This window comes from Pantoea sp. RIT-PI-b, assembly GCF_001187905.1.
GTDB lineage: Bacteria > Pseudomonadota > Gammaproteobacteria > Enterobacterales > Enterobacteriaceae > Pantoea > Pantoea nemavictus.
Genome location: NZ_LGIS01000033.1, coordinates 460,256 through 486,575, shown reverse-complemented (window position 1 = coordinate 486,575; position 26,320 = coordinate 460,256). Strand labels below are relative to the sequence as shown.

The 26,320-nt window shown below is 55.5% G+C and carries 25 protein-coding genes; 13 read left to right on the top strand and 12 right to left on the bottom strand.

Annotated elements, in window-relative coordinates:
* Positions 1-4: 4 nt before the first annotated feature.
* A complete protein-coding gene (locus tag AC790_RS23045; protein ID WP_008108794.1) occupies positions 5-799 on the bottom strand; it encodes an SIR2 family protein in 795 nt (264 codons plus the stop codon).
* Entirely contained in the window at positions 796-1,356 is a 561-nt protein-coding gene (locus AC790_RS23040) for a non-canonical purine NTP pyrophosphatase (RefSeq protein ID WP_009128449.1), read from the bottom strand. The genes AC790_RS23045 and AC790_RS23040 overlap by 4 nt, the downstream gene beginning before the upstream one ends.
* A 375-nt stretch (positions 1,357-1,731) precedes the next feature.
* Here AC790_RS23040 and AC790_RS23035 point away from each other — a divergent pair, with 375 nt between their 5' ends.
* Positions 1,732-3,063, top strand: a complete 1,332-nt coding sequence (locus AC790_RS23035; protein WP_235440768.1) for a bifunctional diguanylate cyclase/phosphodiesterase — start codon at positions 1,732-1,734, stop codon at positions 3,061-3,063.
* A gap of 85 nt (positions 3,064-3,148) precedes the next feature.
* Here the strand turns inward: AC790_RS23035 and AC790_RS23030 are convergent, their stop codons facing one another.
* The 9 genes from AC790_RS23030 to AC790_RS22990 form a co-directional block, all read right to left on the bottom strand.
* Entirely contained in the window at positions 3,149-3,637 is a 489-nt protein-coding gene (locus AC790_RS23030; protein WP_235440767.1) for a hypothetical protein, read from the bottom strand.
* A 244-nt stretch (positions 3,638-3,881) separates the two neighbouring features.
* The gene (locus tag AC790_RS23025) at positions 3,882-4,787 is read right to left on the bottom strand and encodes an ABC transporter substrate-binding protein (RefSeq protein ID WP_049853353.1); all 906 of its coding nucleotides are present in this window, start codon (positions 4,785-4,787) and stop codon (positions 3,882-3,884) included.
* The gene (locus tag AC790_RS23020) at positions 4,787-5,584 is read right to left on the bottom strand and encodes an amino acid ABC transporter ATP-binding protein (protein ID WP_049853352.1); all 798 of its coding nucleotides are present in this window, start codon (positions 5,582-5,584) and stop codon (positions 4,787-4,789) included. Before AC790_RS23020 ends, AC790_RS23025 begins: the two co-directional genes overlap by 1 nt.
* Entirely contained in the window at positions 5,568-6,491 is a 924-nt protein-coding gene (locus AC790_RS23015) for an amino acid ABC transporter permease (protein WP_049853351.1), read from the bottom strand. The genes AC790_RS23020 and AC790_RS23015 overlap by 17 nt, the downstream gene beginning before the upstream one ends.
* 9 nt (positions 6,492-6,500) lie before the next feature.
* Positions 6,501-7,013: a GNAT family N-acetyltransferase gene (locus AC790_RS23010; RefSeq protein WP_009128461.1), complete on the bottom strand. Its 513-nt coding sequence runs from the start codon at positions 7,011-7,013 to the stop codon at positions 6,501-6,503.
* Positions 7,014-7,022: 9 nt separating this feature from the next.
* On the bottom strand, positions 7,023-7,955 hold the full coding sequence (locus tag AC790_RS23005; RefSeq protein WP_009128463.1) for an ABC transporter substrate-binding protein: 933 nt from the start codon (positions 7,953-7,955) through the stop codon (positions 7,023-7,025).
* 16 nt (positions 7,956-7,971) lie between these two features.
* Positions 7,972-9,285: an LLM class flavin-dependent oxidoreductase gene (locus AC790_RS23000; protein ID WP_049853350.1), complete on the bottom strand. Its 1,314-nt coding sequence runs from the start codon at positions 9,283-9,285 to the stop codon at positions 7,972-7,974.
* An 82-nt stretch (positions 9,286-9,367) separates the two neighbouring features.
* Positions 9,368-10,525: an amidohydrolase gene (locus AC790_RS22995; RefSeq protein WP_049853349.1), complete on the bottom strand. Its 1,158-nt coding sequence runs from the start codon at positions 10,523-10,525 to the stop codon at positions 9,368-9,370.
* 22 nt (positions 10,526-10,547) lie between these two features.
* Positions 10,548-11,543, bottom strand: coding sequence for an MsnO8 family LLM class oxidoreductase (locus AC790_RS22990; RefSeq protein WP_009128467.1), 996 nt, complete (start codon positions 11,541-11,543; stop codon positions 10,548-10,550).
* Between the two features lie 339 nt (positions 11,544-11,882).
* On the opposite strand from AC790_RS22990, the gene AC790_RS22985 reads away from it, so the two are divergent.
* The 10 genes from AC790_RS22985 to AC790_RS22940 all read left to right on the top strand — a co-directional run bounded on the left by AC790_RS22985 (position 11,883) and on the right by AC790_RS22940 (position 22,455).
* Positions 11,883-13,505: a TIGR04028 family ABC transporter substrate-binding protein gene (locus AC790_RS22985; protein WP_049853348.1), complete on the top strand. Its 1,623-nt coding sequence runs from the start codon at positions 11,883-11,885 to the stop codon at positions 13,503-13,505.
* Between the two features lie 12 nt (positions 13,506-13,517).
* Positions 13,518-14,462 carry an ABC transporter permease gene (locus AC790_RS22980; protein WP_036621453.1) on the top strand — a complete coding sequence of 315 codons (945 nt, stop codon included), beginning with the start codon at positions 13,518-13,520 and terminating at the stop codon, positions 14,460-14,462.
* The gene (locus AC790_RS22975; protein ID WP_049853347.1) at positions 14,459-15,316 is read left to right on the top strand and encodes an ABC transporter permease; all 858 of its coding nucleotides are present in this window, start codon (positions 14,459-14,461) and stop codon (positions 15,314-15,316) included. The genes AC790_RS22980 and AC790_RS22975 overlap by 4 nt, the downstream gene beginning before the upstream one ends.
* Positions 15,313-16,923, top strand: coding sequence for an ABC transporter ATP-binding protein (locus tag AC790_RS22970; RefSeq protein ID WP_049853346.1), 1,611 nt, complete (start codon positions 15,313-15,315; stop codon positions 16,921-16,923). The genes AC790_RS22975 and AC790_RS22970 overlap by 4 nt, the downstream gene beginning before the upstream one ends.
* Positions 16,920-17,909, top strand: coding sequence for a putative FMN-dependent luciferase-like monooxygenase (locus AC790_RS22965; RefSeq protein ID WP_009128485.1), 990 nt, complete (start codon positions 16,920-16,922; stop codon positions 17,907-17,909). The genes AC790_RS22970 and AC790_RS22965 overlap by 4 nt, the downstream gene beginning before the upstream one ends.
* Before the next feature lie 235 nt (positions 17,910-18,144).
* Positions 18,145-19,248 carry an alkylhydroperoxidase domain protein gene (locus tag AC790_RS22960; RefSeq protein WP_049853345.1) on the top strand — a complete coding sequence of 368 codons (1,104 nt, stop codon included), beginning with the start codon at positions 18,145-18,147 and terminating at the stop codon, positions 19,246-19,248.
* 2 nt (positions 19,249-19,250) lie between these two features.
* On the top strand, positions 19,251-20,402 hold the full coding sequence (locus tag AC790_RS22955; protein ID WP_049853344.1) for an amidohydrolase: 1,152 nt from the start codon (positions 19,251-19,253) through the stop codon (positions 20,400-20,402).
* Positions 20,403-20,425: 23 nt separating this feature from the next.
* On the top strand, positions 20,426-21,274 hold the full coding sequence (locus AC790_RS22950) for a VOC family protein (protein WP_049853343.1): 849 nt from the start codon (positions 20,426-20,428) through the stop codon (positions 21,272-21,274).
* Between the two features lie 181 nt (positions 21,275-21,455).
* Positions 21,456-22,007: a GNAT family N-acetyltransferase gene (locus AC790_RS22945; protein ID WP_049853342.1), complete on the top strand. Its 552-nt coding sequence runs from the start codon at positions 21,456-21,458 to the stop codon at positions 22,005-22,007.
* A gap of 172 nt (positions 22,008-22,179) precedes the next feature.
* Complete coding sequence (locus tag AC790_RS22940) at positions 22,180-22,455, top strand: hypothetical protein (protein ID WP_049853341.1); 276 nt, start codon at positions 22,180-22,182, stop codon at positions 22,453-22,455.
* A 206-nt stretch (positions 22,456-22,661) separates the two neighbouring features.
* On the opposite strand, the gene AC790_RS22935 is transcribed toward AC790_RS22940, so the two are convergent.
* Positions 22,662-23,174, bottom strand: coding sequence for a polyketide cyclase (locus AC790_RS22935; protein WP_049853470.1), 513 nt, complete (start codon positions 23,172-23,174; stop codon positions 22,662-22,664).
* Positions 23,175-23,349: 175 nt separating this feature from the next.
* Here AC790_RS22935 and AC790_RS22930 point away from each other — a divergent pair, with 175 nt between their 5' ends.
* On the top strand, positions 23,350-24,249 hold the full coding sequence (locus AC790_RS22930; RefSeq protein WP_049853340.1) for a LysR family transcriptional regulator: 900 nt from the start codon (positions 23,350-23,352) through the stop codon (positions 24,247-24,249).
* Between the two features lie 382 nt (positions 24,250-24,631).
* Positions 24,632-26,266 (top strand): phosphoethanolamine transferase EptA, encoded by a 1,635-nt coding sequence (gene eptA / locus AC790_RS22925; protein WP_049853339.1) that lies wholly within the window; start codon positions 24,632-24,634, stop codon positions 26,264-26,266.
* The last annotated feature ends 54 nt before the right edge of the window (positions 26,267-26,320 follow it).

The following is a 26,320-nucleotide window of genomic DNA, read 5'->3' as shown; positions in this document are numbered from 1 at the left end:
GCCCTTAAGCCAGTAATTCTTCCAGGAAGAGCGCCAGCGCTTTGCGCGGATCGTCCTCTTCAGAAACGATCATCTCAATGCCCCACTGTCCCAGCACCTCTTTCGCCACCGGATTGTTACGGTTGGTGAATAGATAGGATTTGGGGCGCGCGGTGGCCAGTCCGGTTCGACCCCACATTTTTGTCAGGCGGTAGAATAGCAGACGAATATTGAAATCACTGATGCTGTAGCCGACAAACAATACCGAGTTACCCATCACGTCATGCGTCAATTTAATGTCGAGCGGCGAATCGAAATAGAGGCGCTCAAAGTAGCTGCTCTCATCCAATACAATCGAGGTATCGTCGTCGAAATCGCCGTGCAGCTTAATGATGTGGCGTTTATCCTCGGTCAATGACACCAGGTCTGCGGCATTGGCTACCTTGCTGTAAGGCACGTTATGCGCTTCATGCGCCATCTCCAGCCAGCGGTCATAATTGGTGGTATAGATGCGTGAGAAATTGCCCTGGGTGATCATGGTGTGAATTTCAGAACTGCGTACGTCGATATCCGGACGATGCCATTCGCGATCCATCCAGCTACGCAGCGGCCCGAGTGAACCTTTCCGCTGCTTATAATATTCGGCTAACGACAGATGCGTGCCGTAAGTATTGAAAATCTTCGGGTCGTAACCCAACTCTTTAGCCAAATGGGCAATCAACTCATGCCACTCCGGCAGGCCAAGATTGCGCGAGATACCTGCACCCGCAAACAGGATCAGTTTACCGGCGTCGTAGGCGCGTTTGAGCTCCGGTTTCATGCCAGTCCCCGCGATGTTTTCAAGAAGGTAGCGAAGCGATCCAGCGCCAGGCGACGCATGGAGATCTCATTTTTTAATTCGCCCATTTCGGCAAAGGTTTGCGTGTGGCCTTCAGGGATAAACACACAGTCCCACTGAAACTCTTGCGGACCGGCAGGCTTAGTGGCAATAGTGCCGCGCAGCTCACCTTCAAACTGATACATTTTTTGTCCGTCGCAGTAGCCCAGCACGGTTTTCGCCGTGACGCAGGGACTGTCCAAACCATTCACCAGTTTGGTAAACCGTTCGGCATTGAGGCGGCTCCAGAAGATGCGCGTCAGACCGGCCGGTAAGCCATTTAAGCCGTCCAGATACAATCCGGTATGTTCAACGAACAGTGGGCGACCAATAATCGAGAACGCCTTAGTGAGCTTATCGCGCACCAGTTCAACTTCATTTTCCGTCTGGATCTCTTCGATACGACGTGCGATAGGAAGAACCTCGACGCCCACCGGCTCAAGGATGGTACGCACCTCGGCCAGCTTTAGCTCATTTGCGGACAGGAATCGTATTTTCATTGCAATCAGTAAGTTAAGAGTGAATTTACGTTCTGAGACAGCCTGTTGATTATGCTTTCATTCTAACGCGTGAAGGGTTAACTGGGTAGGAACAATCTCTTTCAGCGGCAAAAGCACAGTTGATCGGGATGCGTTTAGCTCATCGCGCACTGAGCAAAATTGCTGAACGCTTGAACCACCTGAGCAGAAGAAATTAGACAATTGTCATTGCCTGGGCCAAATTTTAAATCAGCTCAGCCAAATGTAAAATTTCAGCAAAAAGTTATGGCACTCGCCTCGCTTAACCCTAGAATAGTTATAGCAAAATATTAAATTAATATGACAGTAAAGAAATGAGAACTCCAGATGATCTCTTATTTTAATTCCAGATATTCTATGGTAAAGAACCTGCCCTTTATTTTACAAGGTGACAGTCCTGAGAAAAAATTACGCTTAACCTTATTAATTGCAGGGTTTTCCAGCATTTTAGCCGGCACCTATATGGTGGTAAGCAATTTCTACAGCGGGCACAATGAGATTGCAGGTCTATATTGCTTGAGCACCGCCTTTGGATTTTATATTTCAGCAGCCGCTTTTCGTGACCAGCTGAATAAACATCTGTATGTCATCGTCCATGCTTTGTTACTGATCATAATACTACTGTTTCTGCTGGATAATGGTCATGCGATTGAAAAACACTCCGAATACAACTATCTGATTGCATTAACCGTGGGATCGGCGTTGGTGTTACGTCAGCAATCACCCTATTTAAGCAAGATATTTCCGCTAATCTGTCTGGCGGTTTATCTTTTTTTCATTTCGACTGGCTTGACCTGGCAGTTCAAACAGTTCCACTTTAATTTCCCGCAAGAGTCGGGATTCTATATCGTAAACTGCGCAGTACCGATGATTTCACTGTTATTAACCGCCTTTACCCTGCGCGGTAACTACTCTGAAACTGACCTAATCAAACGTGAGCTTGCGCTGGCGATGGGTAAAAACCAATTGGAGCTCTATTACCAGCCTCAGGTCGACAGCGATAAAAAGCTGATTGGTTTCGAAGCGCTACTGCGCTGGAAGCACCCTGCCAAAGGATTTATCTCCCCTGAAGTATTTATTCCCGTCGCGGAGAAAAGCGGCTTAATTATCGAAATCGGTAAATGGGTCATGGAGCGCACTCTGCAGCAAATCGCCGAATGGGATCGTGCGCAATATCTGGGCGATTTAGTCTTCTCTATTAACATCAGTCCACTGCAGTTAATGCACAGAGATTTTACTCAGGACACGTTACTGGCACTGTCACATTACAAAATTCGACCTGAACGCTTGAAGTTCGAAATCACTGAGACGACGTTTATTTACGATCAAAAGCGCATTGGCGATGTTATCAGCCACTTTAGCCAGCTAGGTATCAAGTGGGCGATTGATGACTTTGGCGTAGGCTATTCGTCGCTGAAATCAATTAGCGACTTCGCCATTGATGATATAAAGATTGATAAATCGCTGATTATGCAAATATTCAAGAATGAATCATCGGCAATTGTAGTGCAGAAAACCATTGAGCTATCACGTGAAATGGGGATGAAGGTCCTCGCCGAAGGCATCGAAAGCGAGGAATATTTCACTTACCTGCGCGATAAAGGTTGTCACTTGTTCCAGGGCTATCATTTTGCCCGACCGCTTCCCGTGGCCGATGCAGCGCTATGGATTAAAAAAGCGAAAATATAAATTACTATTTACCCGGTGCGCATTAATGCGCACCTTACGATCTCATGGGGTCGCCATTAATGGCGACCGGTACAAGGCATACTCATTAAAACAGCAATTTCGCAAGTGAAAGACCCGCTCCTAAGGTTACAAATTGGGTAGTCACCATCCATTTAGTTTGCGTCATCATCGCTTTATACAAATCTACCTTTATCGCCGCAACATCCTCTTTAGTGGCGTAATTGGACTTGATCACCGCCACATCCGCTTTCACCGCAGCCACATCCTCCTTAGTCGCATAATTTGACTTGATTACCGCCACATCCGCCTTAACGGCTTCCACATCCTGTTTCGTGGCATAGTTCGACTTAATAACTGCCACATCCGCGACCAATACGGTCACGTTATCTTCCAGCCTTTTAACACGTTCTTGCATTCCTTTTCCTCCGCGCGGTGGTTGTCCGCCTTGATCGCATTTAGGTCGACGGCACGAATAATTGATAACGCTTTTACTTAACGGTTCAGCTAACATTACTTCACCCCAATCTTGTTTGCTATTGATTGGGTGATGCAGGTCGACGGTAAGCCATATCATCAAACTCCCTTTTAATATGGTGAACGTTAAACACCGCACTCGCCCAAAACCATCAGTATCGTGGCACAGCAATTATTTAAAAACATTAGCGTTTGCCATAAGAAGTGGAAATTAAAAAAATACCACTAAGCGCAATCACTTATTAAATGGCGCAATAAAATGCGCAGCCACCTAAATAAAAACAAAAAAGCCCACGACTTTTACATCGTGAGCTTTCTCGCAAAATCAGGCCAATTAAAAACAATTACTGATAAACAATGCCCGTTGGATTAACCTGAGATGTTTCAACCGCCTCCTCCTGTTCACCCCAGCGCGCCAGCACCTGTTTGTACTCGCCGCTGGCGATAGCGCCGTTAATCGCCTGCTGCAGCGCCACGTCCAGGCCATTCCCTTTCTTCGTCGTTACCGCCACCCATGCGCGGAACGGGCCGTGGCCGACGATTTTGGTTTGTCCGCGTGAGGCAACCTTCCATGCCGCCAGCGCCTGCGGGCCAAACGACGCATCCGCGCGTCCGGAAAGCAGCGCCAGCGTTGCCGCCGCATCATCATTGAGATAAATCGGTTGCACCGGCGCTAAGCCCTGCGCACGGTTCTTCTCATCCCAGCCGAGCAGAATACGCTCCTGATTGGTACCGGAACCGACGATGATGCGTTTACCCGCCACATCCTCGCGCCCTTTGATTGCGGTAATCGCGCTGTTGGTTTTCACCGCAAACGCGTGGTTATCCGCGCGATAGGTGGCGAAATCGAACTTCTTCTTGCGCTCCTCGGTCACCGCAATATTGAACATGGCCACGTCATAGCGTCCGGCGGTTATGCCCAGCGGCCAATCTTCCCACGCCGCCGGCACCAGTTTCAATTTAAGGCCCAGACTATCCGCCAGCAGACGCGCCATATCCGGATCGCTGCCAATTAGCGTCTTATTATCCGACGCCCACAACCCAATCGGCGGTGAATTCATCGCGGTAGTCGCTACCGTTAAATAGCCTGGATTGACGAAATGAAAATCGGCCGGAATTTTGGCAATCGCCTGCGGATTGGCGGCAATATTGATCGGCGTTTCGTTATTTTTGGCATCCAGCGTTTCTGCCGCGATAGCCGGCGAGGCCAACATCGCGCTCAGTAGCGCTGTAATAATTACACGTTGCATTAAAGTACCCGCGCCAGAAAACGTTTAGTGCGCTCATGGCGCGGCTGATTCAGCACCTGATGGCTGCTGCCCTGCTCAACAATGCGTCCGTCGACCATAAACACCACGTTATCGGCCACTTCACGTGCAAAACCCACTTCATGCGTCACAATCACCAGCGTGGTACCGGAACGCGCCAGCTTTTTAATCACGTCCAGTACTTCGCCCACCAGCTCGGGATCGAGTGCCGATGTCGGTTCGTCAAACAGCATCACGCGTGGATTGAGCATCAGCGCCCGCGCAATGGCGATACGCTGCTGCTGACCGCCGGAGAGATGACGCGGCCAGGCATCGGCTTTGTGGCGCAACCCCACCACATCCAGCAGATCGCCCGCGCGATCGATAGCTGCACGCCGCGACAGCTGACGATGCGCAATCGGCGCTTCAATCAGGTTCTCCAGCACCGTCAGATGCGGGAACAAGTTGAAGTTCTGGAACACGTAGCCGACGTTGATGCGCTGACGCAGAATCGCCTTTTCCTTCAGCTCATACAGCTTGTCGCCGCGCCGCTGGTAGCCAATATAGTCGCCATCAATCTGGATATACCCTTCATCGACGCGCTCCAAATGGTTAATGGTGCGCAGCAGCGTCGATTTACCCGAACCGGATGGACCGAGGATTACTGTGACCGATCCCGGTTCCAGTTCCAGGGACACGTCATCCAGCGCTTTTAGCTTGCCGAACGATTTGCTCACGCCGGTAATGCTAATCGCGCCAGCGGTATGCAGATTCTTGCGGTAATCAATGGCTTCGGACATGGGAGAGCTCCTCGGTTGCAGGTTTGGCGCTGCGGTTACGCCATTGACGCCAGCGCGACGGCTGTGGTTCACGCGTGACGCTACGTGCCAGCCAGCGCTCAACGCTGTGCTGCAGCAGTGACAACACGGTGGTGATAATCAGATACCAGGCGGCACCGACCATCAGCAGCGGAATCACCTGCTGGGTACGGTTGTAGATCATCTGGATGGTGTAAAACAGCTCCGGCATCGCCAGCACGTACACCATTGAGGTGCCTTTGGCGAGGCTGATAATTTCGTTAAACGTAGTAGGAATGATCGCGCGTAGCGCCTGCGGCAGAATGATGCGGAAAGTACGCCGCGTTGAGGACAAACCGAGCGCCGATGCCGCTTCAAACTGACCGTGGTCGACACCCAAAAAGCCGCCGCGAATGATCTCGGCGCTGTAGGCGCTCTGCACCAACGTCAACCCAATCACCGCTGCCGGGAACTGGCCGAGCACGTTGATGGTCTGGAAATGGCCCCACGACAGCGCGGTAAACGGAATACCGAGCGACAGCGTGTCGTATAGATAGGAGAAATTGTACAGGATGATCAGCACCACAATCAGCGGCAGCGAGCGGAACAGCCAGATATAGCCGAACGCCAGCGTGCTCAGCAGCCACGATGACGAAAGCCGCGCCAGCGCCAGCAGGCCGCCGAAGATCAGGCTGAGAATAGTGCCAAACAGCGTTAGCAGCAGCGTTTGCCCTAAACCGCTAAGGATCACCGGATCAAAAAACCATTTGGCGAACACGCCCCATTCCCAGCGCGGGTTAAAGGCAACGGAATCGATCACGCTGGCCAGAATAAACAGCGCGACAATCGCGCCGACGGTACGTGCCGGATATCGCGCCGGCACCACGGTTAATCGTTGTTGATCGCTCATTGTTACTCCTTAGCTGGCCTGCGCCACGCTATGCACATCAATCACTTTCAGGAAGCGCAAGCGTCCATCGTGTGGCGGGCGGCTGTAGATCTCCATATCCTCCAGCAGCTCAAACTGTGGCTGATAACCGTGGCCGATATACAGCTTCACCGCTTCCGGCTGGCGGAAACCGGTGGTGAGAAACACGCGCTGGTAACCCGCGCGCAGCGCGCGCCGCTCCAGTTCCTGCAGGATGAGCAGCGCCAAACCCTGACGACGCAGATCGCTGCGCGTCCAGATGCGCTTGAACTCGGCGGTCACCGCGTCATACGGTTTGTAAGCCCCCATGGCGATAATCTCGCCGTCGCGCTCCAGCACAATAAATAGCCCGCGCGGCGGCAAATACCATTCGGTCAGCTCAACCTCTTTTTGGCTGGTAAAGAATTCGCCGTAGCGCGCCGTATACTCGCCAAACAGTCCAGTCAAAATCGGCTGCAGCTCCGGCGCTTCCGGTGACACTTCGCGGAAAAATTGCTCGCTCATGCGGCCTCCTTAGTCGCCCAAGCCGGCTGGATTGATTTCGGAACTGTCGATGCGCTCGACGCCTTCCCCCCAGCGCTTCAGCACCTTGTCGTAATCACCGTTCTTGATCACGCCATTCAGCGCGGTGTTGATCGGCTGCACCAGGCCGCCATCTTTCTTCACCGTCACCGCGATGTGTGCCGCTTTCGGCCAGCCACCATCGACGCTGCCCACCAAACGCGTCTGTTTAGTCAACGCCGCTTTCCACGCGCCAATCACGTTGGGGCCAAAAAAGGCATCCGCGCGACCCGACTGCAGCGCCAGGGTTTGTGCCGCATCGTCTTTGGTATACACCGGCGTAAACGGCTTCAACCCTTTGGCCTGATTCTCTTTATCCCAGGCCAACAGGATCGACTCCTGATTGGTACCGGAACCAACGATAATGCGCAGTCCGGCGATATCTTCTGCTTTGGTGATCGCCTTAATCGGGCTGGTGGATTTGACGTAAAAACCGAGTGAATCTTTGCGGTAGGTGGCGAAATCGAAGCGCTCTTTACGCTCTTTGGTGACGGTCACGTTACTGATCGCCGCATCGTATTTACCCGATGCCACGCCAAGCGGCCAGTCTTCCCACGAGGTTGGCACCACGTTAAGTTTCAAACCCAGGCTATCGGCGACTAAGCGGGCGATATCCACTTCGCTGCCGAGCAGGGTTTTGTTGTCATCACTGAACACCGTCAGCGGCGGTGAATTGAGCGCGGCGACGGCCACGGTGAATGAACCTGGCACCGCGAAGCGATGTCCGGCCGGAATCTGCGCCACAGCGGCGTCATTCTTCGCGGTATTGATCGGCGTTTTGTTGGCTTCCACACTGACATTCTGACCGTTAACCGCCACATCCTCGGCAAATACGGCGCTGCTCATGCCCAGCAACAGCAGCGCGATAAGGGATTTTTTCTGCATAGCGTTTTCTCGACTCTTATTGTTGTGTGAATTGGTTAAGCGGATCTTTTAGGCCAAAGCTGGCACGCAGCGTGGTGCCGGGATATTCGGTACGGGTTAAGCCGCGCGCTTGCAGAATCGGTACCACGCGATCGATAAAGCGTTCGAAGGTATCGGGCGTGCCGCCCTGAATGATGAAGCCATCGGTCGCTTCGCTCTCAAACCACAGCTGCAAACCGTCAGCCACCTGCTCTGGCGTGCCGTGGAACAATGGACGCGGCGTCGCAGCCTCCAATGCCGCCTGACGCAGCGTATGACCGTGGTCGCGCGCCTTGCGTTTGATTTCGTCGGTGGTGCTGCGGAAGCTGTTCTGACCGATAGCGCCGAGTTCCGGGAACGGTTCATCCAGCGGATATTGCGAGAAGTCGTGATGATCGAAGAAGCGACCGAGATAGTTGAGCGCATCCTTGATGGAAACCAGCGCCGCGGTGGTTTGATACTGCTGCTCCACATCTTCCGCGCTATCGCCCACAATCACGCCGACGCCCTGGAAAATGTGCAAATCGCCTGGCTCACGGCCGTTCGCCACCAGCTGCTTTTTCACATCGCGGTAGAACTCCTGCGCTTCTTCACGCGTCGGCTGATGGGTAAAAATGGCATCGGCATGGCGCGCCGCCAGCTTTCTGCCATCTTCAGACGCGCCCGCCTGAAACACCACTGGACGGCCTTGCGGCGTGCGTTCGATGTTCAGCGGCCCCTGCACCTGGAAGAAATCGCCGTGGTGATTCAAGGTGTGCAGTTTGCTGGCATCAAAGAACTGACCGCTCTCTTTATTGCGCACGAAAGCATCGTGTTCCCACGAATCCCACAGCCCTTTCACCACTTGCAGATACTCATCGGCAATGCGATAGCGCAGCGCATGTTCCGGATGCTGCTGACGCGAGAAGTTCTTCGCCGATCCCTCCAGTGGCGAAGTCACCACGTTCCAGCCGGCGCGACCACCGCTCAGATGATCGAGGCTGGCAAACTGACGCGCCACGGTGAAAGGTTCGCTGTACGAAGTGGAAACGGTGCCGACCAAACCGAGATGCTCGGTGACGCCCGCCAGCGCCGACAGCAGCGTCAGCGGTTCAAAGCGATTAAGAAAATGCGGGATCGATTTTTCGTTAATAAACAGACCATCGGCGACAAACAGAAAATCCAGCTTGCCCGCTTCCGCCTTGCGCGCGATGTGTTTGGCATAGTCAAAATTGATGCTGGCATCGGCCAGCGCCGCCGGATGACGCCACGCGGACATATTGCCAGATGCGCCATGCAGGATGGAGCCCAATCGCAGTTGTCTTGCAGTCATAATGTTCTCTCTTTTGCCAAGGCGCAGCCTGACGGCGACAGAGCGTCGCCGTGCAGAACAGGTATTAAATGAGTGAATCGAGTTAGTTCAGGATGGCGTCACGACATCGCGCATTAAGGTGCTGCAACGCTTGCTGAGCCAGTTGCGTAAAGTAGTGTGCAGCGGGTGCAATCAGCGCTTCATCAGGGTTGAAGCCGCCATGATGCAGACCAAACTCGCTGGCGCTGCCAATGCTGACAAACGCGCCGGGGATGTGCTGTAAGTAGAATGCGAAATCTTCACCGCCAAGATGAAGCTCGGCGGTTTGCACGCGGTAACCGGCTTGCTGCGCCACGTGGCTGGCAAACTGCGCCCAGCGCGCATCGTTCTCCAGCACCGGTGGACCAGGATGCCAGCTAAAGGTGGCGCTGGCACCGTTGGCTGCCGCGATGTTCTCTACCAGCGTGCGTGCGCGCTGCTCCAGCTCGGCGCGCACCTGCTTGTCATGGGTGCGCACCGTGCCGCCAAATTCAGCCTCACCGGGCAGCACGTTCCAGGTTTTGCCGGCGTCGATGCGCGTGACGCTCAGCACTAAGCTATCCAGCGTATTGAAGCTTCGGCTGGTGAGCGATTGCAGCGCCTGAATGATCTGGCTGGCGACCACAATGCTATCGACGCCCTCTTCCGGGTGCGCCGCATGCGCGCCTTTACCGCCCACGCGTACGATAAATTTATCCGCATTGGCATAAAACGCGCCGCCGCGCGTGGCGAAGGTGCCGGTCGGTAAACCGGGTTCATTGTGCATACCGAAAATCGCCTGCACGCCGTCGAGCACCCCGGCATTAATCAGCTGGCGTGCACCGGTAGCGTTCTCTTCCGCCGGTTGGAACAGAATACGGATGCGGCCTGGCAACTGATCTTCAATCGCTTTCAGTTGTAATGCCGCACCCAGCATTACGGCGCTGTGCACGTCGTGACCGCAGGCGTGCATCACTCCGCTATTGCGCGAGCGGTAAGCGAGTCCGGTGGCTTCGTGAATAGGTAACGCATCGATATCGGCACGCAGCGCAATCAGCGTGTCGCCGCGTCCCACTTCTACCACTACGCCGGTTTCCAGCGGGTAGTCCAGCAGACGCAAACCGGCGTCCTGTAACCAGCGGCGCAGGCGCGCAGTGGTTTCGACTTCGCGACCGGATAACTCCGGCCAGCTGTGCAGCTCGCGCCGCCAGTCGATCAGCTGATGTTCGCTAAATTGCGTCATACCTGCCTCCGGAATCGGCGAATCATGCCGTCACTAAACGGTGCGTGGCCAACAGTTCGAGTGATTTCACGCGCGCCTGCTCTTCAGCCACCGGCGTATCAATCACGAACTCTTCAATGCCGAAATTCTGATGCAGCGCATCCAGCTTGGCATGCACCTGCGCGGCAGTGCCTTTCAGCAACGATGGCGTGCGCGGTTCAATCACGTAATCGCTGTAGCCGCCCTGACGCACATAGCGTTCCGCCTGCTCAACGCTGCCGACATTGACGCTTGGGCCATCTTTTACGCTGACGTGATAGACGCGCAGCGTATCCACCAGCAGATCGGCTTCCGCCGGAGAATCTGCCACGACCACCTGCACCGCCACCAGCGCGCGCTGGCCGTTGCTGTGCTGACGATAGCTATTGAGGACTTTCTCCATCAGCTGTGGATCGCCGTTGTGATGCGCAGCGAATACCAGCTGCCAGCCGAGTTCAGCCGCCAGTTTGGCGCTCTCTTCACTGGCACCCAGCAGGAAACGATTCGCCGGACGCGGCGGCTGCGGCGTGGCGCGCAAAATCTCTTCATCGCCTACCGGCGGCACTTGCAACCAGCTATCCAGCAGCGTCAGCTGCTCCGCAAAGCTGCCTTTCTCCTGCAGATGGACACCAAGCTGCAGCGCCCGCGTGGAGAGCGGCAAGCCGCCCGGCGCTTTACCAACACCGATGTCGATGCGGCCCGGCGCCAGCGATGCCAGTAAGTTGAAGTTTTCCGCCACTTTGTAAGGGCTGTAGTGCTGCAGCATCACGCCACCGGAGCCAACGCGAATATGTTGCGTCTGTCCAATGATCCAGGCGATTAGCAGTTCCGGCGAAGGGCTCGCCAGACGATCGGTATTGTGATGCTCCGCCAACCAGAAGCGGTGATAGCCCCAGGCTTCCGCCTGTTGCGCCAGCTGTAAAGTGCGATGTAGCGCGTGACTGGCGGTCTCTCCATCGGCAATCGGCGATTTATCCAGCAAACTCAGTCGGTATGACATGCGCCTTATCCTTTTAATAGTGAATATGGTGAGTAGTGTGGTGTGACAACCGCTTATTCGTAAAACAACAAATCCGAGATAGAGAATATGAAAAATGGGAATAGCCGATAATTAAATATCGCCAAATTGATATTCCGTCCGCGCATTAAATAACGGTCGCCATAAATGACGACCCTACAAAAACGTTCAGGCCTTTCGTAGGGTCGCCATTTATGACGACCTGGAATGTCTATTTATTTTTTTCGGCAAAGCTTAGTGCAATTCATTGGTTCAACTCCCGGATGCGGCATTTGATGATGCAATCAGACCGCTCAAGCTTTGATAAAAAAGGGAAACACCATGACTAAGCATTTTCACTTGCAGGCGCTCAGTTTAGCCCTGCTCTCAGGGATTTTTAGCGCCCACGCGGCGGACACGCCGGTCAAAGGCGGTACGCTGGTTTATCTTGAACAACAGGCGCACACCAACCTTTATCCACCCGCTGGCGGCTTTTATCCGAATGGCGGTATTCTGAATCAAATAACCGATAAGCTGACGTGGCAAAACCCAAAAACCTTACAGGTTGAGCCGTGGATTGCCGAAAGCTGGAGCAGCAACGCCGATAAAACCGAATACACCTTTAAAATTCGTCCCGGCGTGACTTTCTCTGATGGCACGCCATTAGATGCTAATGCGGTGGCAAAAAACTTTGATACTTACGGGCTGGGAAATAAAGCCCAGCGCCTGCCGGTTTCCGAAGTGATTAATAATTACGATCGCAGTGAGGTTATTGATCCGCAGACGGTGAAATTCTATTTCAAAAAACCGTCCCCCGGTTTTTTGCAGGGCACCGCAACCATTGGGTCAGGTCTGGTTTCCCTCAGCACTCTGCAGCGTAGCTTCGATCAGTTAGGCGATGCACGCCATATCATTGGCTCCGGCCCGTTTGTGGTCAGCGATGAAAAACTCGGGCGCGAAGTCGATTTAACCGCGCGCAAAGATTACCAGTGGGGCCCGAAAAACAGCGCCCAGCAAGGTCCTGCCAATCTCGACGGCATCAAGTTTATCGTCACGCCGGAAGACAGTGTGCGCATTGGCGCATTGCTGGCCGGTCAGGCCGACTTTATTCGTCAGGTGCAAGCCTACGACGAGAAGCAGGCGCAGCAGCAAAACTTCCCGATTTATGCCGCACCCACGCGCGGCGTCAACGACAGCATCAGCTTCCGCCCGGATAACCCGCTGGTCAGCGAGGTGAAAGTGCGTCAGGCGCTGCTGCACGCCACTAACGCGCAGCAGGTGGTGCAAACCCTGTTCTCACCAAACTATCCGCAGGCCACCTCGGTGATCGCCACTTCGGCGGCCGGTTACGTCAACCTCGCCGACAAGCTGAAATACGATCCAACGCTTTCGAAAAAACTGCTGGATGAAGCGGGCTGGAAACCGGGCAGCGACGGCATTCGTGAGAAGGATGGTAAGAAACTGGCGTTAACCATTTATGAGTCATTGCCGCAGCCGCAGAACAAAGAAGTGCTGCAGCTGGTGGCGCAGCAGTGGCGTCAGGTTGGCGTGGCGCTGGCGGTAAAAGCCGGTGATGCCGGCAGCCGCGTGCTGGATAACCTCGATCCGCTGAAAACCCCGCTGGTGGTTTCCGAAGTGGGCCGCGCCGATCCCGACGTGGTGAAAAGCCAGTTTTATCCGACTAACCGCGATGCGCTGCTGCAGAAAGGCGGCTCCAGCGACAAGGTGCAGAACTTCCGCGACGACAAGCTCAACACGCTATTGCTGAGCATCTCGTCGGAGGTCGATCCGGCTAAGCGCCTGGCGGTGACCGCCGATGCGCAGCGTTATCTGCTCGATCAGGCATATGTGATTCCCATCTTCGAAGAACCGCAGGTCTTTGCTGGCGCGCCGTGGTTGAAAGGCGTGAATTTTGAAGCCGTGGGTCGCCCGTCGTTCTACGGCGCGTGGCTGGAAAAACACTAAGGCAGGTCAATGATGCAACGTTCACTGCTGCGAAGAGTGGGTCAAAGCGTTTTGGTGCTGTGGGCCGCGTTTACCCTGTCGTTCTTTCTGCTGCAGGTGCTGCCCGGCGATGCGGTGCTGATCAAGTTTCAGAACCCGGATCTGGGCCTCAGCCCGGATCAAATCGCCGAAATGCGACTGGCTTACGGCGCGGATAATCCGCTCTGGCAGCAGTACGTGCACACGCTGCTGGCGATGCTGCGCGGCGATTTTGGTTACTCGGTGCAGGCGGGCGTGCCGGTCAGCGAACAGCTGGTTAGCAACCTGCCCGCCACGCTGCAACTGGCGCTGCTCGGTTTTGCGCTCGCCACGCTGATTGCCTTTGCATTGGCGGCGCTGTCGCGTTTGCCGGGGCTGCGCTTCCTGCGTTCCGTGCTGCAATCGGTGCCCGCGCTGTTTATTTCGCTGCCCACCTTTTGGCTCGGCATCGCGCTGATTCAGCTGTTCTCCTTCCAGCTGCGCTGGATTCCGGTAATCAACCCTTCAGCGCTACAAGGCTTGATCCTGCCGGTGATTACCGTGGCGATTCCGATCTCCGCGCCGCTGGCGCAGATTCTGTTACGCAGTATCGATCAGGTTTCCACCCAGCCGTTTGTGGCGGTGGCACGCGCTAAAGGCGCCAGTGAAAGCCACGTATTGTGGCATCACGTGATGCGCAATGCGCTGCTGCCGGTACTCAACGTCGCCGGTTTACTGCTCGGCGAACTGATTGCCGGTGCGCTGATTACCGAAACCGTATTTGGTTTGAGCGGCATCGGACAGCTGACGCAGCAGGCGGTGAATAATCAGGATGTCGCGGTGTTACAAGCGGTGGTGATGATCTCTGCGCTGGCCTTTGTGCTGATTAACCTGTTGGTCGATGCGCTGATGCCGCTGTTCGATCCGCGTCTGCAATCCATTGCCGGAGGCCACCGATGAGCCTGGTCGATTACTCAACTGCGCGTCAGAGCAACGGCAAGGCCCGGGCGTCGCGCGCGCTACATATCCAGCCGGGTTTATGGCTGGCGTGGGGCGTGATGCTACTGGCGCTGCTGGCGGCCTTTGCACCCAGTTTGTTTACCCATTTCAGCCCAACCGAAGGCGTGCCCGGCGCGCAGCGTCTGCCGCCGCAGGCTGCTTACTGGCTCGGTACCGATCAGCTGGGCCGCGATCTCTATGCGCGCATTATTTATGGTTCGTCACAGTCGCTGTCGGCCGCCGTCGCCGCCGTCGCGATGGGCCTGATTGGCGGCACCACGCTCGGCGTGCTGGCGGGCGCGATTGGCGGGGGCAGCGAGAACTGGCTGATGCGCGTAGTCGATGTGCTGCTGTCGATTCCGTCGCTGCTGCTGTCACTGAGCATTCTGATCCTGCTCGGCTTCGGCACCGTGCACGCCGCACTGGCGGTGGGCATCGCGTCGATTGCCAGCTTTGCCCGCCTGGCGCGCGGTGAAGTGGTGCGCGTGCGCCGCAGTGAATTCGTCGAAGCCGCTTACGGCAGCGGCGGCAGTTTCTGGCGCGTGCTGTGGCGCCATATTTTGCCCAACTCGCTCACGGCGGTGATCGCCTTCGCCGCCCTGCAGTTTGGTCAGGCGATTCTGGCGTTATCAACGCTCAGTTTTCTCGGCTACGGCACGCCGCCGCCAACGCCAGAATGGGGTTTGCTGATCGCCGAAGGCCGCAACTATCTGGCCACCGCCTGGTGGCTCACGACCTTCCCCGGCATCGTGGTGGTCGCCGTCGTGCTGGCCGCCAATCGCATCAGCCGTCAACTGGCCGGAGGTGACGCATGAGCGCGCTATTAGCCATTGAGAATTTAACCCTGAGCTATCGCCAGCGCGGCGAGTGGCGCGCGGTGGTACACAACGTCAGTTTCGAATTACAGCCCGGTGAAATGGTGGCACTGGTGGGGGAATCCGGTTCCGGTAAAACCACCACCGCGCAGGCGATCATCGGTTTGATGGCGGAAAACGGCCGCCGTGATAGCGGCAAGATTGTGCTGAACGGCACCGATATCGCCGGTTGGTCGTCAAAACGGCTCGATAGCCTGCGCGGCGTCAGCATCAGCTTAGTGCCACAGGATCCGGGCAACTCGCTCAATCCGGTGAAAACCATCGGCGATCAGGTGGGTGAAATGCTGCAGCTGCACCTGAAAATCAGCAAAGCCGAGCGCCAGCAGCGCGTGCTGGAGCTGTTGCAAAAAGTGGGTTTGAGCCATCCGGAGCAACGCCTGAAGCAGTATCCGCATCAACTCTCTGGCGGTATGAAACAGCGGGTGCTGATTGCTATCGCCCTCGCCCTGCGCCCACAAATCATCATCGCCGATGAACCGACCAGCGCGCTGGATGTGACGGTGCAAAAGCGCATCCTTGATCTGCTGGACGTGCTGCGCCGCGAATCCGGCACCGCGGTGCTGTTTGTCACGCACGATTTAGCGCTGGCGGCAGAACGCGCCGATCGTTTGCTGGTGTTCCGTCACGGCGAAGTGCAAGAGCAAGGTCCGGCGGCGCAGGTGATCAACGCGCCGCAGCATCCCTACACGCGACAGCTGCTGCAGGATGCCGATGCCGGTGAAGCCGCGCTGGCCGTTCCTGCCCGTGCCAACTTCTCATCACCGGCGATTCAGCTCTCCGGCATCAACAAACAGTTCTCTCTCGGTCGCCAGCAGCAGCTGCAGGTGGCCAAAGAAGTATGCGTCACCGTGGCGCGCGGCACCACGCACGCGCTGGTCGGCGAATCCGGTTCCGGTAAAACCACGCTGGCGCGCATTCTGCTGGGATTTGAGCAGGCCGATAGCGGACGCGTAGTGATCGACGGCATCGATGCCACCGCGTTGCGCGGTGAAGCCCAGCGCCAGCTGCGCCGCAAGATTCAGTTCGTTTATCAGAACCCATTTGCTTCGCTCGATCCGCGTCAGACGCTGTTCGCCATTATTGAAGAGCCGCTGCTTAACTTTGAAAAACTCAGCCGCGAAGCGCGTCGTCAGCGCGTCGAAGCGGTGGCGCAACGCGTCGCCTTGCCGCTCGAGTTATTGACGCGCAAACCGCGCGAGTTGTCCGGCGGCCAGCGGCAGCGTGTGGCGATTGCCCGCGCCCTGATTCTGCAGCCGGCGATTCTGGTGCTGGACGAAGCCACCTCAGCGCTGGATGTCACGGTACAGGCGCAGATTCTGCAACTACTGCAGCAACTGCAACGCGAACTCGGCCTCACCTACCTGTTTATCACCCACGATCTCGCCACCGTGCGCCGCATTGCGCACAGCGTCACCGTGCTGCGCGCCGGTGAAGTGGTGGAGCAAGGTGACACCGTCACGCTATTTTCTGCGCCTCAGCATGCCTATACCCGCGCGCTGATTGACGCGATTCCCGCTTTCCGTCCGCTGATTAAGGAGTCTGCATGACGCGTAAACGCATTGGCTTTTTCACCCGCCTGCTGGATGACACCAGCGCGCAACAGCGCTATCGCCTGGCCACCGAACAGATTCAGCACGCCGAGCGTACCGGTTTTGACAGTGCGTGGATCGCTCAGCACCACTTTCATGAAAAAGAGGGCGGCTTGCCGTCGCCGCTGCTGTTCCTGGCACACGTTGCCGCGCATACCCGCACCATTCGCCTCGGCACCGGCATCATCACGCTGGCGATGGAGAACGCGCTGCGGGTGGCTGAAGATGCTGCAGTACTGGATTTGCTGAGTAACGGACGGCTGGAGGTCGGTTTAGGATCGGGCGGCACCGCCACTTCGTTTCTGCCGTTCGGTATCACCATCGATCAACGCGCCAGCGTGTTTGCCGATCATCTGCATCAGCTGCTTAGCGCATGGCGCGGCGATACGCTGGGACATCCGGATAATCATCTCTATCCTGCCGCGCCGACGTTGGCGCAGCGCGTGTGGATCGCCACCTTCTCGGTAGAGGGTGCGGCACGCGCGGGCCAGGCGGGCCACGGTTTGATGCTGTCGCGCACCCAGCCGCGCCCGGCGGGTCAACCTGATTTAACGCTCGATCAGATGCAGAACCCGATGATCGACGCCTATCTGGCGGCGTTACCGCCTGGCATCGCACCGCGCATTCTGGCGTCGCGCACCGCTTTTGTCGCTGACTCCAATGACTACGCGCGCCGTCTTGCCGAGCCCGGTTTACAGCGCCAGGCCGCTCATTTCCGCGAGTCAGGACATGTAGTTGGCCATACGCTTGACGAGCAGGCGCGTCAGCTGGACGCACACTTTGGTGATGCCGATCGGGTGCGGCAATCGCTGCTGGCCGATAGCGTGTTGCAACGCGTCACCGATATCAGCTTCCAGGTGCACTCCATCGATCCGCCGCACGCCGACATTTTGCGTTCCATAGAGTTAATTGCCGACCACATCGCGCCCGCGCTGCGTGGCTAAGTCGGTGCGGTCACCATAAAGGTACAAACCGGGATGATGGGTAACATTAGGAGGTGCTTGCTGTCCCCCATCCCGGCCTTCCCCCGCAAGCGGGGGAAGGAGACGCTGCCACATGCAGCTCCCAACTCACATATAGCAGCATCTTCCACCCCCATTTATGGGGGTGGACCGAGGTGGGGGACAGCCAGCACGTTACTAAATGGCGACCCTACTGATGCTTTAACTGGAGAATTGTATGTCTCAACCGTTTGATTTACTTAATGCGCTGGCCGATATCGATCCCGCATCCGAACTGGCGCAAGCCCGTGCTGAACGCGCCGCCGCCACGCAGCATACGCAAGGCAGCTACGAGGTGCTGTTTACGCAAGATGATGAGGATTTCCCGTTAGCCGAACGCTTTGCGCTCGCCGCACAGGTCGCGGCCTGGCACGGGGTAACCGCGCTGCAGGCGCATTATCAGCAGCAGGCGCAACCGCCAGCGCAAAACGCACGCTTTGACGCGGGTTTAGCGTTTGCTGAACTGCTCAGTCTGCATCCGGTGGAGGCCGCGCCGCAGCACATCGAGACGCTGCAACATGCCGGCTGGTCGCCGCGCGGTATCGTCACGCTGGCGCAGCTGATTGCGTTTGTCAGCTTCCAGAGTCGTTTGCTGCTCGGTTTGCGTTTACTCAGCGGCGAAGAGACGGCTGCGCAGCCGCATGCGGTGGCCGGAAAGTGGCACGATGCGCCGTTAACCCTGAGCGGCAAAACCGCCCTCACCGCCTTTACCCAGCAGGAACTCGGCTGGGAGCCGTGGCTGGCGGCTAAACCGCTCAATGAATTTAGCGCTGACGAGCAGGCCACGCTGGCGAAATTCGGCCACAGCGATTCCGATTACTTCCGCCTGTTGGGACGCAACCAGCCGCTGCTGGAGCAGCGCACGCTCACCGATAAAGGCATCTTCTATACCGCGGGTGGACTTTCGCGCGCGGAACGCGAACTCGCCGCCACGGTGGTAAGCAAGGTTAACGGCTGCATTTACTGCGCCTCGGTCCACGCGCGCAAAGCCAGCCAGCTGTCGAAAGATGAACCGGCGGTACAGAAGTTGCTGAATGTTGCGCCGGGTGCCGAATTGTCGCACGGACAATCGGCGCGCTGGGCGGCACAGATCGATCTGGTGGCGACCTTATCGATCACCCCCGCTGCCACCAGCTTGAAGCAGCTGCAAGCGCTGCGCGATCAGGGATTCAGCACGCTGGAATTGCTGGATCTGATTCAATCCGCCGCCTTCTTTGCCTGGGCGAACCGCCTGATGCTGACGCTCGGCGAACCTTTCTTACCTGCACAAACCCAAGGATGACCATGACCGATCTTTCCCCTCAACAGCTGGTACGCTGGCGACGCGAGCTGCATCAGCATCCCGAACTGTCGGATCAGGAATTTGCCACCACCGAGCGGCTAACGCGCTGGCTGCAACAACTCAACGTTAAGCTGCTGCCGCTGGCGCTGAAAACCGGGCTGGTCGCTGAAATTGGTCAAGGCGAACCGCTGATCGCGCTGCGGGCCGATATCGATGCCCTGCCGATCGATGAGCAAACCGACCAACCATGGCGCTCGCAGCAGCCGGGCGTGATGCACGCCTGCGGCCACGATCTGCACAGCAGCGTAATGCTCGGCGTGGCACAGCAGCTAAAACGCATCGAAGCCCAATTGCCTGGCCGCGTGCGCATTCTGTTCCAGCCCGCGGAAGAGATTTTCACCGGCGCGAAACAGCTGCTGGCGGCAGGCGCACTTAACGATGTGCAGGCGATTTTTGGCCTGCATAACGCGCCGGATCTGCCCACCGGCACGCTGCGCACGCGCGGTGGCGCTTATTACGCCAACGTCGATCGTTTCCAACTCAATATCACCGGTAAAGGTGCGCACGCCGCGCGACCGCATGAAGGTATCGATAGCATTGTGATTGGCAGCCACATCGTCACCGCGCTGCAAACGCTGCCGAGCCGCGTGTTCAGCTCGCTGGAATCGGTGGTGGTTAGCGTAACGCGCTTCACGGCGGGAAATAGCTGGAATGTGTTGCCGCAAACGGTGGAGCTGGAAGGTACGGTGCGCACCCACAACGCTGAGATACGGGCACAAATCCCGCAGAAAATGACGGCGCTGATTAACGGTATTGCCGCCGGATTTGGCGCGCAGGTTGAGCTAGTGTGGCAGGAAGGTCCGCCATCGCTGGTCAACACGCCAGAATGGGCCGATTTCGCGCTGGATTTGGCTGCCGATCAGGGCTATGAAACGCAAGTCGGCACGCCGCAAATGGGCGGCGAAGACTTTGCCTTTTACCTGCAGCAGCTGCCAGGCGCTTTCGTCAGCATTGGCAGCGCCAGTGAGTTTGGCCTGCATCACGCCGGTTTCGATCCGGATGAAGCGATGCTGGAACCAGCGGTGCATTACTTCACCGAGCTGGCGCAGCGCGCGCTGCTGACGCTGCGCCAACAACAGGCGCTGGCATCGTGACCCTAAGAGCAAGGAGAAAAGCGATGGCGATTCCTGTACCGGTTCCACGTCTCGACCATGTGGTGATCAATGTTGCTGACCAGCTAGACGACGCCAGCGCGCTGTTTCGTCGCCTGGGTTTTCAGCTTACCGAGCGCGGCCACCATTCGCTCGGTTCCAGCAATCACCTGGCAATCTTCGGTGATAACTATCTGGAGTTATTAGGTTTTGAAGCCGGGCGCGGCAATCTGCGCCAGGATTTGTGGCAGTCGCCGATTGGCCTGAGCGGTTTGGTGTGGAAAACCGAAGATGCCGATGCGGTGTGGCGCTATCTGGAGAGCCAGGATATCGACGGCGATCAACCGGCGAGCTTTTTCCGTCCGGTGACCTTGCCGGATGGCAGCGAGCAGGAAGCGCGTTTCCGCACGGTGCGGCTGCGTCCGTCGCTGGTTGCCAATGGCCGCAGCTTCTTTTGCCAGCACGACACGCCAGATTCGGTGTGGCAGGACGCGTGGCGCATCCATCCTAATGGCGTAAGCGATATCGTTGAGTTTGTGGTGGTGGCGCAAGATCCCGCCGCCGCCGCACAGCCTTACAGCCGTTTGTTTGGCGCCGATAAGCTCACTGCCTGTCAGGAGGGCGCGTTTGTGTTGAAAGCGGGCGTGGCGACGGTGCGCTTTGCCGCCGCGGAATACGTCACCCAGCGCTTTGCCAGTTTACCGCTCGATTACGACGGCAGCGCGCGCATGGCCGGATTAACCTTGCGCACTACCGATTTGCGCAAGGTAAAAGCGAGCCTCCTGCTTGGCGATGTAGCGTTCCGCGAAGAGGAGTCCGCGATTATTGTCGGTGCCGAACAGGCGTTTGGCGTGGCGTTAAGGTTTCAGCAGTAAAGATCAGCGCAATTTATTGCACCGCTACAGAATGATTGCACATATTTGTAGCGGCGCGATTTATCGCGTGTATTAGTCGCGACTCCGTGCCCATCCAGATATTGCGCAATAAATTGCGCCGCTACGTTACGTGCGTTCTAAAATACCTTCATCCTCCTTGTCGGATTTATGCAGGTGAACATTGACCAGCCGATTGCATCTCGAAACCACCAGACTCACCTGCGCGCAGCTCGAGGAAGCCGACTGGGCTTTCTACCGCCAGCTACAGCTAGCGCCACAGGTCATGCACTACGTCGCGGACCAAAAATCCGAAGAAAAAATTCTCACAGATTTTTCAGCAAGATTGCCGCTTTGGTCGCCCCAGAGCGAACATTGGCTCTGCCTGATAGTTCGTGAAAAACAGTCGGGCAATCGCATCGGCGTTAGCGGCTATATTCATCGCGACAGCGACTGTGCCGAGGTCGGCTTTCTGTTCGCGCCCGAAGCGCAAGGCAAAGGCTATGCGTATGAGTCGCTAATCGCGCTGTGTGACTATGCGTTTAAGGACGGCGGCATCCGGCGGCTTACTGCAACCGTTACCGCAGGCAATATGCCCTCACGTCGATTGCTGGAAAAAGTTGGCTTCGTATTGGAGGGAGAACTGCGGGAAAGCTACTGGCTGAGAAATGAGTGGCATAACGACTGGCTGTTTGGACTGCTGCGCGGGGAATACTCAACATCCCTCTCCCTTTAAATGCATGTATGAGGCGAGGCATTAACCTTTCAGCAGTGACTTCCAAGCCTGAAGGTTGTGTACTTCATGTAATTACAAAATAAAACCAAGATTTTTCTTAACTCCATTTCTTATCCTCTAAAGTTTAACCATACGAGGACGAAAATCCTTAAAGGTATTTGGAGGATGTCATATGTTAAAAATCCTGGTTGTATTGTCAGGCCTTGTGATGCTGCAAACGGCGATGGCCGAGGGTGGAACGATTAACTTCAGCGGTGCCATTGTTGAACCCGCCTGTACCACGTCCACGCTGCAACAACGTACGTCAGTTACTTGTAATCGCGAAGGTATTAACAAAGTGCGCACGATTGCATTCAACAGACAAACACAAACGTTGCCTTATCAACTGGGCACCCTAATTGTCAAAACCGTAAATAATTTTAAAATCATCGAAGTGACGTACAAATAAGCAGCACACCTAATGTCTGCCGCTTATTATTTATTCGCAACGTTGTTTAATCGCAAGCTCGACGCAACTGTTTAAAGGCTGCGCCACGTTTGTACTCACCGTAGCGGCGTAATTTATTGCGCGCCCTTAAACTACACGCGTTAAATCGCGCCGTTACAAATTGAGTATTATGCTGATTCCAAATCTGTCTAATCGGCTTTAATACATTACTGACGGGCTTTGGCCGCAGCGACCAAACCATCCAGCCAATCCTGATGACCATTTATCATCGGATTAGGCTGCGCTTTTGCCAGCTCAACAGCCGGTTTTCCATTTTGCGTTTCCTGGGTAAGAATGCGCACCCGGTTATCGGAAAGATCTTCAATCAGCCACGCATGCAGCACGTCCAGACGATCATCGCTACCCGGCTCGCCTGCCCAGCCGTGCCAGGAAACACGCGCCGGTTCGCCCGCAGCAGGCGCAATCAACTCGGTAACCAATGCATCAACCGGGAAGCCAAAGGTTTCAAAGTAAAAACGCACGCCCTGCGCCAGCTCCGGGCCTTTATTGTCATAAAAACGCGCGTTCGCTGAGTTCTTGTAGTAGGTCGGCCACAGTGCCGGCGTGCTGAGCAGCGGCCAGATTTCACGGGTGGTCAGGCCAGCAACGATCACTTCATTCGAGCAGTAATTGTCAGTAAAACCGGGTACGAAGCCTTCCGGCCAGTTAATCGCGTTCATTTTCATTGATACGTTCTCATGTTGTTCGATGAGCCACCGCCGTCGGTAGCGGACGGATGCAGTATTCCGCTGCGAAAGAAATAAGGCCAATCGCCATTTTTTATTTTTGATATTACTTATCGTGATAACTGAACAAGGTTATGCTGCACACCTTCCCGGCTGTTGGTGAATTAACATGAAAACCGATTTGCGTACGTTGGATCTCAACTTATTGAAAGCGCTTGATGCCCTGCTGGACGAGCGCAACGTCACGCGTGCGGCAGAGCGTCTATCACTCACGCAGCCTGCCGTCAGCGGCATGTTGACGCGTTTACGGGAATGTTTTGACGATCCGCTGTTTACCCGCACCCAGCGCGGTATTGTGCCGACGCTGCGCGCGCTGGAGCTGGCGCTGCCGGTGAAAACTATTTTGACCGATGTCAGTGAGCTGCTGCAGCCAAAGCAGTTTGATCCGGCAACGGCACAGATGACCATCAATATCGCGGCCACCGATTACGCCCTGCGGGCGGTGGTTGTGCCGTTTATAGCGGCGTTGCGTCAGCAGGCACCGGGCATACGGGTGGCGGTTTTGCCGGTGAATAATGAGCAGTTAGCGCTGCAGTTTGAACGCGGAACGGTGGATATCGCCTTAATCACGCCCGATAGCGCGCCGCCCGACCTGCATGCCCGCGCGTTATATGATGAAGAGTATGTGTGCCTGATGCGCAATGACCATCCGCTGGCGCAACAGGAAACCCTTACGCTGGACGACTTCTGTGCACAGGATCACGCGCTGGTCTCGTATCTCGGCGGCAATTTTCACGGCGTCACCGATCAAGCCCTGGCGGCAATCGGACGTTCGCGACGCGTCACGCTCTCGGTATGCAGTTTCCTGGTGTTGCCCGAAATTTTGCGCGTCAGCGATCTGATTAGCGTGGTGCCACGTCGTCTGGCGCAGCATCACGCGGGTTTAAAAGTGTGCGCACCGCCGCTGGCGATTCAGGGCTTCACTAAAACCGTAGCGTGGCACGAACGCACACACCGCGATGCTGGGCATCGTTGGTTGCGCGAACTGCTGTTCGCCACGGCAATTTGAGTCCGAACTTTAGCGCTGCCCGAGGTTGAATAAACGGCGGTAAGCTAAGTAGGCGGCGATGAGGGTCGATAAACTGTCGCTGCCGATCACTATCGCTCTTAAAGGGATTTATTCGCCTCACGCTAAGGATCGCTTAATCTTCAGCACTGAAAATAGCCTCAACTGAAGAGGAAATTTTCCATGAAATCGATGATGTCCCGCCCGTTTAGCGAATATCTGGCTGTAGCTGTCAGCGCATTTGCCGTAGTGAGTTTTGTTACCGTCTGGTTCTCCTGGTAGCACGCCCGTCTGTTAAGTCGAGCGTCAATGCTTTGCCTTAATTAAGGTTCACTTAACCTTGGTTTATTAAGCTCTCGCCTTCTCCACCTATTCGGATAAACCCATGACATTTTCGCTGCCTAAAAGACCGACGGTAAGTCGGCTGACTTTTATTACGCTGTTTTCAATCTATATTGCACTGTTTCTGAACATCGCCTTTTACCGTCAGGTTATTGACGCCATGCCACTCGATAATCTGCGCACGATGTGGGTGTTCGTCTCAATGCCGCTAGTGGCATTTAGCGTTATCAATATTATTGCAACGCTTGCCTCATTGGTCTGGCTCGACCGCATTGTTCTGGCGTTATTCGTATTGGTGGCGGCTTCCGCTCAATATTTTATCTGGAGCTTCGGCATTGTCATCGACCGCTCGATGATCGTGAATATTCTCGATACCACCGCTTCTGAATCCTTTGCGTTATTGTCACCCAAACTGATTATTACGTTGGGCTGCAGCGGCTTATTGGTCGCCGTGCTGGCTTTTTGGCTGCGTATTAATAATGGAACACCATTGTGGAAAAGTTATGCTAAACGCGCCGCGTCGATGCTGGTATCGATTATTTGTATCTGCTTAGTGGCCATGTTTTTCTATAAAGATTACGCCTCGCTATTTCGTAATCAAAAAGAGCTGATTAAATCACTCAGTCCGTCGAACGCCATTGTGGCGTCGATCTTCTGGTATAACCACAGCCGCACCGCCAATTTGCCGCTGGTGAAGATTGGTTTAGACGCAAAGCAACAACCCGCGATGTTGATTGGACCAAAGAAAAATCTCACCATTTTGGTGGTGGGTGAAACCACGCGCGCGGTGAATTTTCAGCTAAATGGTTATGTACGGGAAACCACGCCGTTGCTGGCTAAGGACGCGGTTTCCTATTTTCCCAACACGCAGTCCTGCGGCACCGCCACGGCGGTTTCGTTGCCGTGCATGTTCTCCAATATGCCGCGCAGCCATTATGACGATCAGCTTGCCGATCATCAGGAAGGCTTGCTCGATATTATCCAGCGTGCCGGTGTGCAGGTGCTGTGGAATGATAACGACGGTGGCTGTAAAGGCGCCTGCGATCGTGTCCCGCATCAGGATATGACCAGCCTGAATCTGCCGAATATGTGCCATGACGGTGAGTGTTATGACGAGGTGTTATTCCACGGTATTGAGGACTATATTAAACATCTCAAAGGCAATGGCGTGATCGTATTGCACACTATTGGCAGCCACGGACCGACATATTTCAATCGTTATCCGCCACAGTTTAGAAAATTCACTCCGACCTGCGATACCAATCAAATTCAGGATTGTTCGCAAGAGCAGCTGGTTAACACTTACGACAATACCATTCTGTATAGCGATTATATTGTCGACAAAGCAATTAAGGTGCTTAAAGCGCATCAGGATGAATATACCACCAGCCTGATCTACCTCTCCGACCACGGGGAGTCGTTAGGCGAAAATGGCGCCTATTTGCACGGTATGCCGTATGCCATTGCGCCGGATGTGCAGAAACATGTGCCGATGCTGATGTGGCTGTCGCCAGACTATCAACAGCGCTATGGCGTGAGCAAAGCCTGTGTTGATCGGCAAGCGGCACATAACGGTTATTCACAGGATAATCTGTTCTCAACCATGCTGGGATTAACCGGGGTTCAGACGAACGAGTATCAAGCGAAAGACGATATTCTCAGCGTTTGCAGGAATTAGCACTCTTCAAGAGGCGCATTTTGCCAATAGCGGGGGAGAACTGAGCGGCAAATC

Excerpts from the sequence above, each read along its gene's own strand:
- AC790_RS23045 (WP_008108794.1), bottom strand. The coding sequence starts at position 799 with ATGAAACCGGAGCTCAAACGCGCCTACGACGCCGGTAAACTGATCCTG.
- AC790_RS23040 (WP_009128449.1), bottom strand. The coding sequence starts at position 1,356 with ATGAAAATACGATTCCTGTCCGCAAATGAGCTAAAGCTGGCCGAGGTG.
- AC790_RS23035 (WP_235440768.1), top strand. The coding sequence starts at position 1,732 with ATGGTAAAGAACCTGCCCTTTATTTTACAAGGTGACAGTCCTGAGAAA.
- AC790_RS23030 (WP_235440767.1), bottom strand. The coding sequence starts at position 3,637 with ATGATATGGCTTACCGTCGACCTGCATCACCCAATCAATAGCAAACAA.
- AC790_RS23025 (WP_049853353.1), bottom strand. The coding sequence starts at position 4,787 with ATGCAACGTGTAATTATTACAGCGCTACTGAGCGCGATGTTGGCCTCG.
- AC790_RS23020 (WP_049853352.1), bottom strand. The coding sequence starts at position 5,584 with ATGTCCGAAGCCATTGATTACCGCAAGAATCTGCATACCGCTGGCGCG.
- AC790_RS23015 (WP_049853351.1), bottom strand. The coding sequence starts at position 6,491 with ATGAGCGATCAACAACGATTAACCGTGGTGCCGGCGCGATATCCGGCA.
- AC790_RS23010 (WP_009128461.1), bottom strand. The coding sequence starts at position 7,013 with ATGAGCGAGCAATTTTTCCGCGAAGTGTCACCGGAAGCGCCGGAGCTG.
- AC790_RS23005 (WP_009128463.1), bottom strand. The coding sequence starts at position 7,955 with ATGCAGAAAAAATCCCTTATCGCGCTGCTGTTGCTGGGCATGAGCAGC.
- AC790_RS23000 (WP_049853350.1), bottom strand. The coding sequence starts at position 9,285 with ATGACTGCAAGACAACTGCGATTGGGCTCCATCCTGCATGGCGCATCT.
- AC790_RS22995 (WP_049853349.1), bottom strand. The coding sequence starts at position 10,525 with ATGACGCAATTTAGCGAACATCAGCTGATCGACTGGCGGCGCGAGCTG.
- AC790_RS22990 (WP_009128467.1), bottom strand. The coding sequence starts at position 11,543 with ATGTCATACCGACTGAGTTTGCTGGATAAATCGCCGATTGCCGATGGA.
- AC790_RS22985 (WP_049853348.1), top strand. The coding sequence starts at position 11,883 with ATGACTAAGCATTTTCACTTGCAGGCGCTCAGTTTAGCCCTGCTCTCA.
- AC790_RS22980 (WP_036621453.1), top strand. The coding sequence starts at position 13,518 with ATGCAACGTTCACTGCTGCGAAGAGTGGGTCAAAGCGTTTTGGTGCTG.
- AC790_RS22975 (WP_049853347.1), top strand. The coding sequence starts at position 14,459 with ATGAGCCTGGTCGATTACTCAACTGCGCGTCAGAGCAACGGCAAGGCC.
- AC790_RS22970 (WP_049853346.1), top strand. The coding sequence starts at position 15,313 with ATGAGCGCGCTATTAGCCATTGAGAATTTAACCCTGAGCTATCGCCAG.
- AC790_RS22965 (WP_009128485.1), top strand. The coding sequence starts at position 16,920 with ATGACGCGTAAACGCATTGGCTTTTTCACCCGCCTGCTGGATGACACC.
- AC790_RS22960 (WP_049853345.1), top strand. The coding sequence starts at position 18,145 with ATGTCTCAACCGTTTGATTTACTTAATGCGCTGGCCGATATCGATCCC.
- AC790_RS22955 (WP_049853344.1), top strand. The coding sequence starts at position 19,251 with ATGACCGATCTTTCCCCTCAACAGCTGGTACGCTGGCGACGCGAGCTG.
- AC790_RS22950 (WP_049853343.1), top strand. The coding sequence starts at position 20,426 with ATGGCGATTCCTGTACCGGTTCCACGTCTCGACCATGTGGTGATCAAT.
- AC790_RS22940 (WP_049853341.1), top strand. The coding sequence starts at position 22,180 with ATGTTAAAAATCCTGGTTGTATTGTCAGGCCTTGTGATGCTGCAAACG.
- AC790_RS22935 (WP_049853470.1), bottom strand. The coding sequence starts at position 23,174 with ATGAACGCGATTAACTGGCCGGAAGGCTTCGTACCCGGTTTTACTGAC.
- AC790_RS22930 (WP_049853340.1), top strand. The coding sequence starts at position 23,350 with ATGAAAACCGATTTGCGTACGTTGGATCTCAACTTATTGAAAGCGCTT.
- eptA (WP_049853339.1), top strand. The coding sequence starts at position 24,632 with ATGACATTTTCGCTGCCTAAAAGACCGACGGTAAGTCGGCTGACTTTT.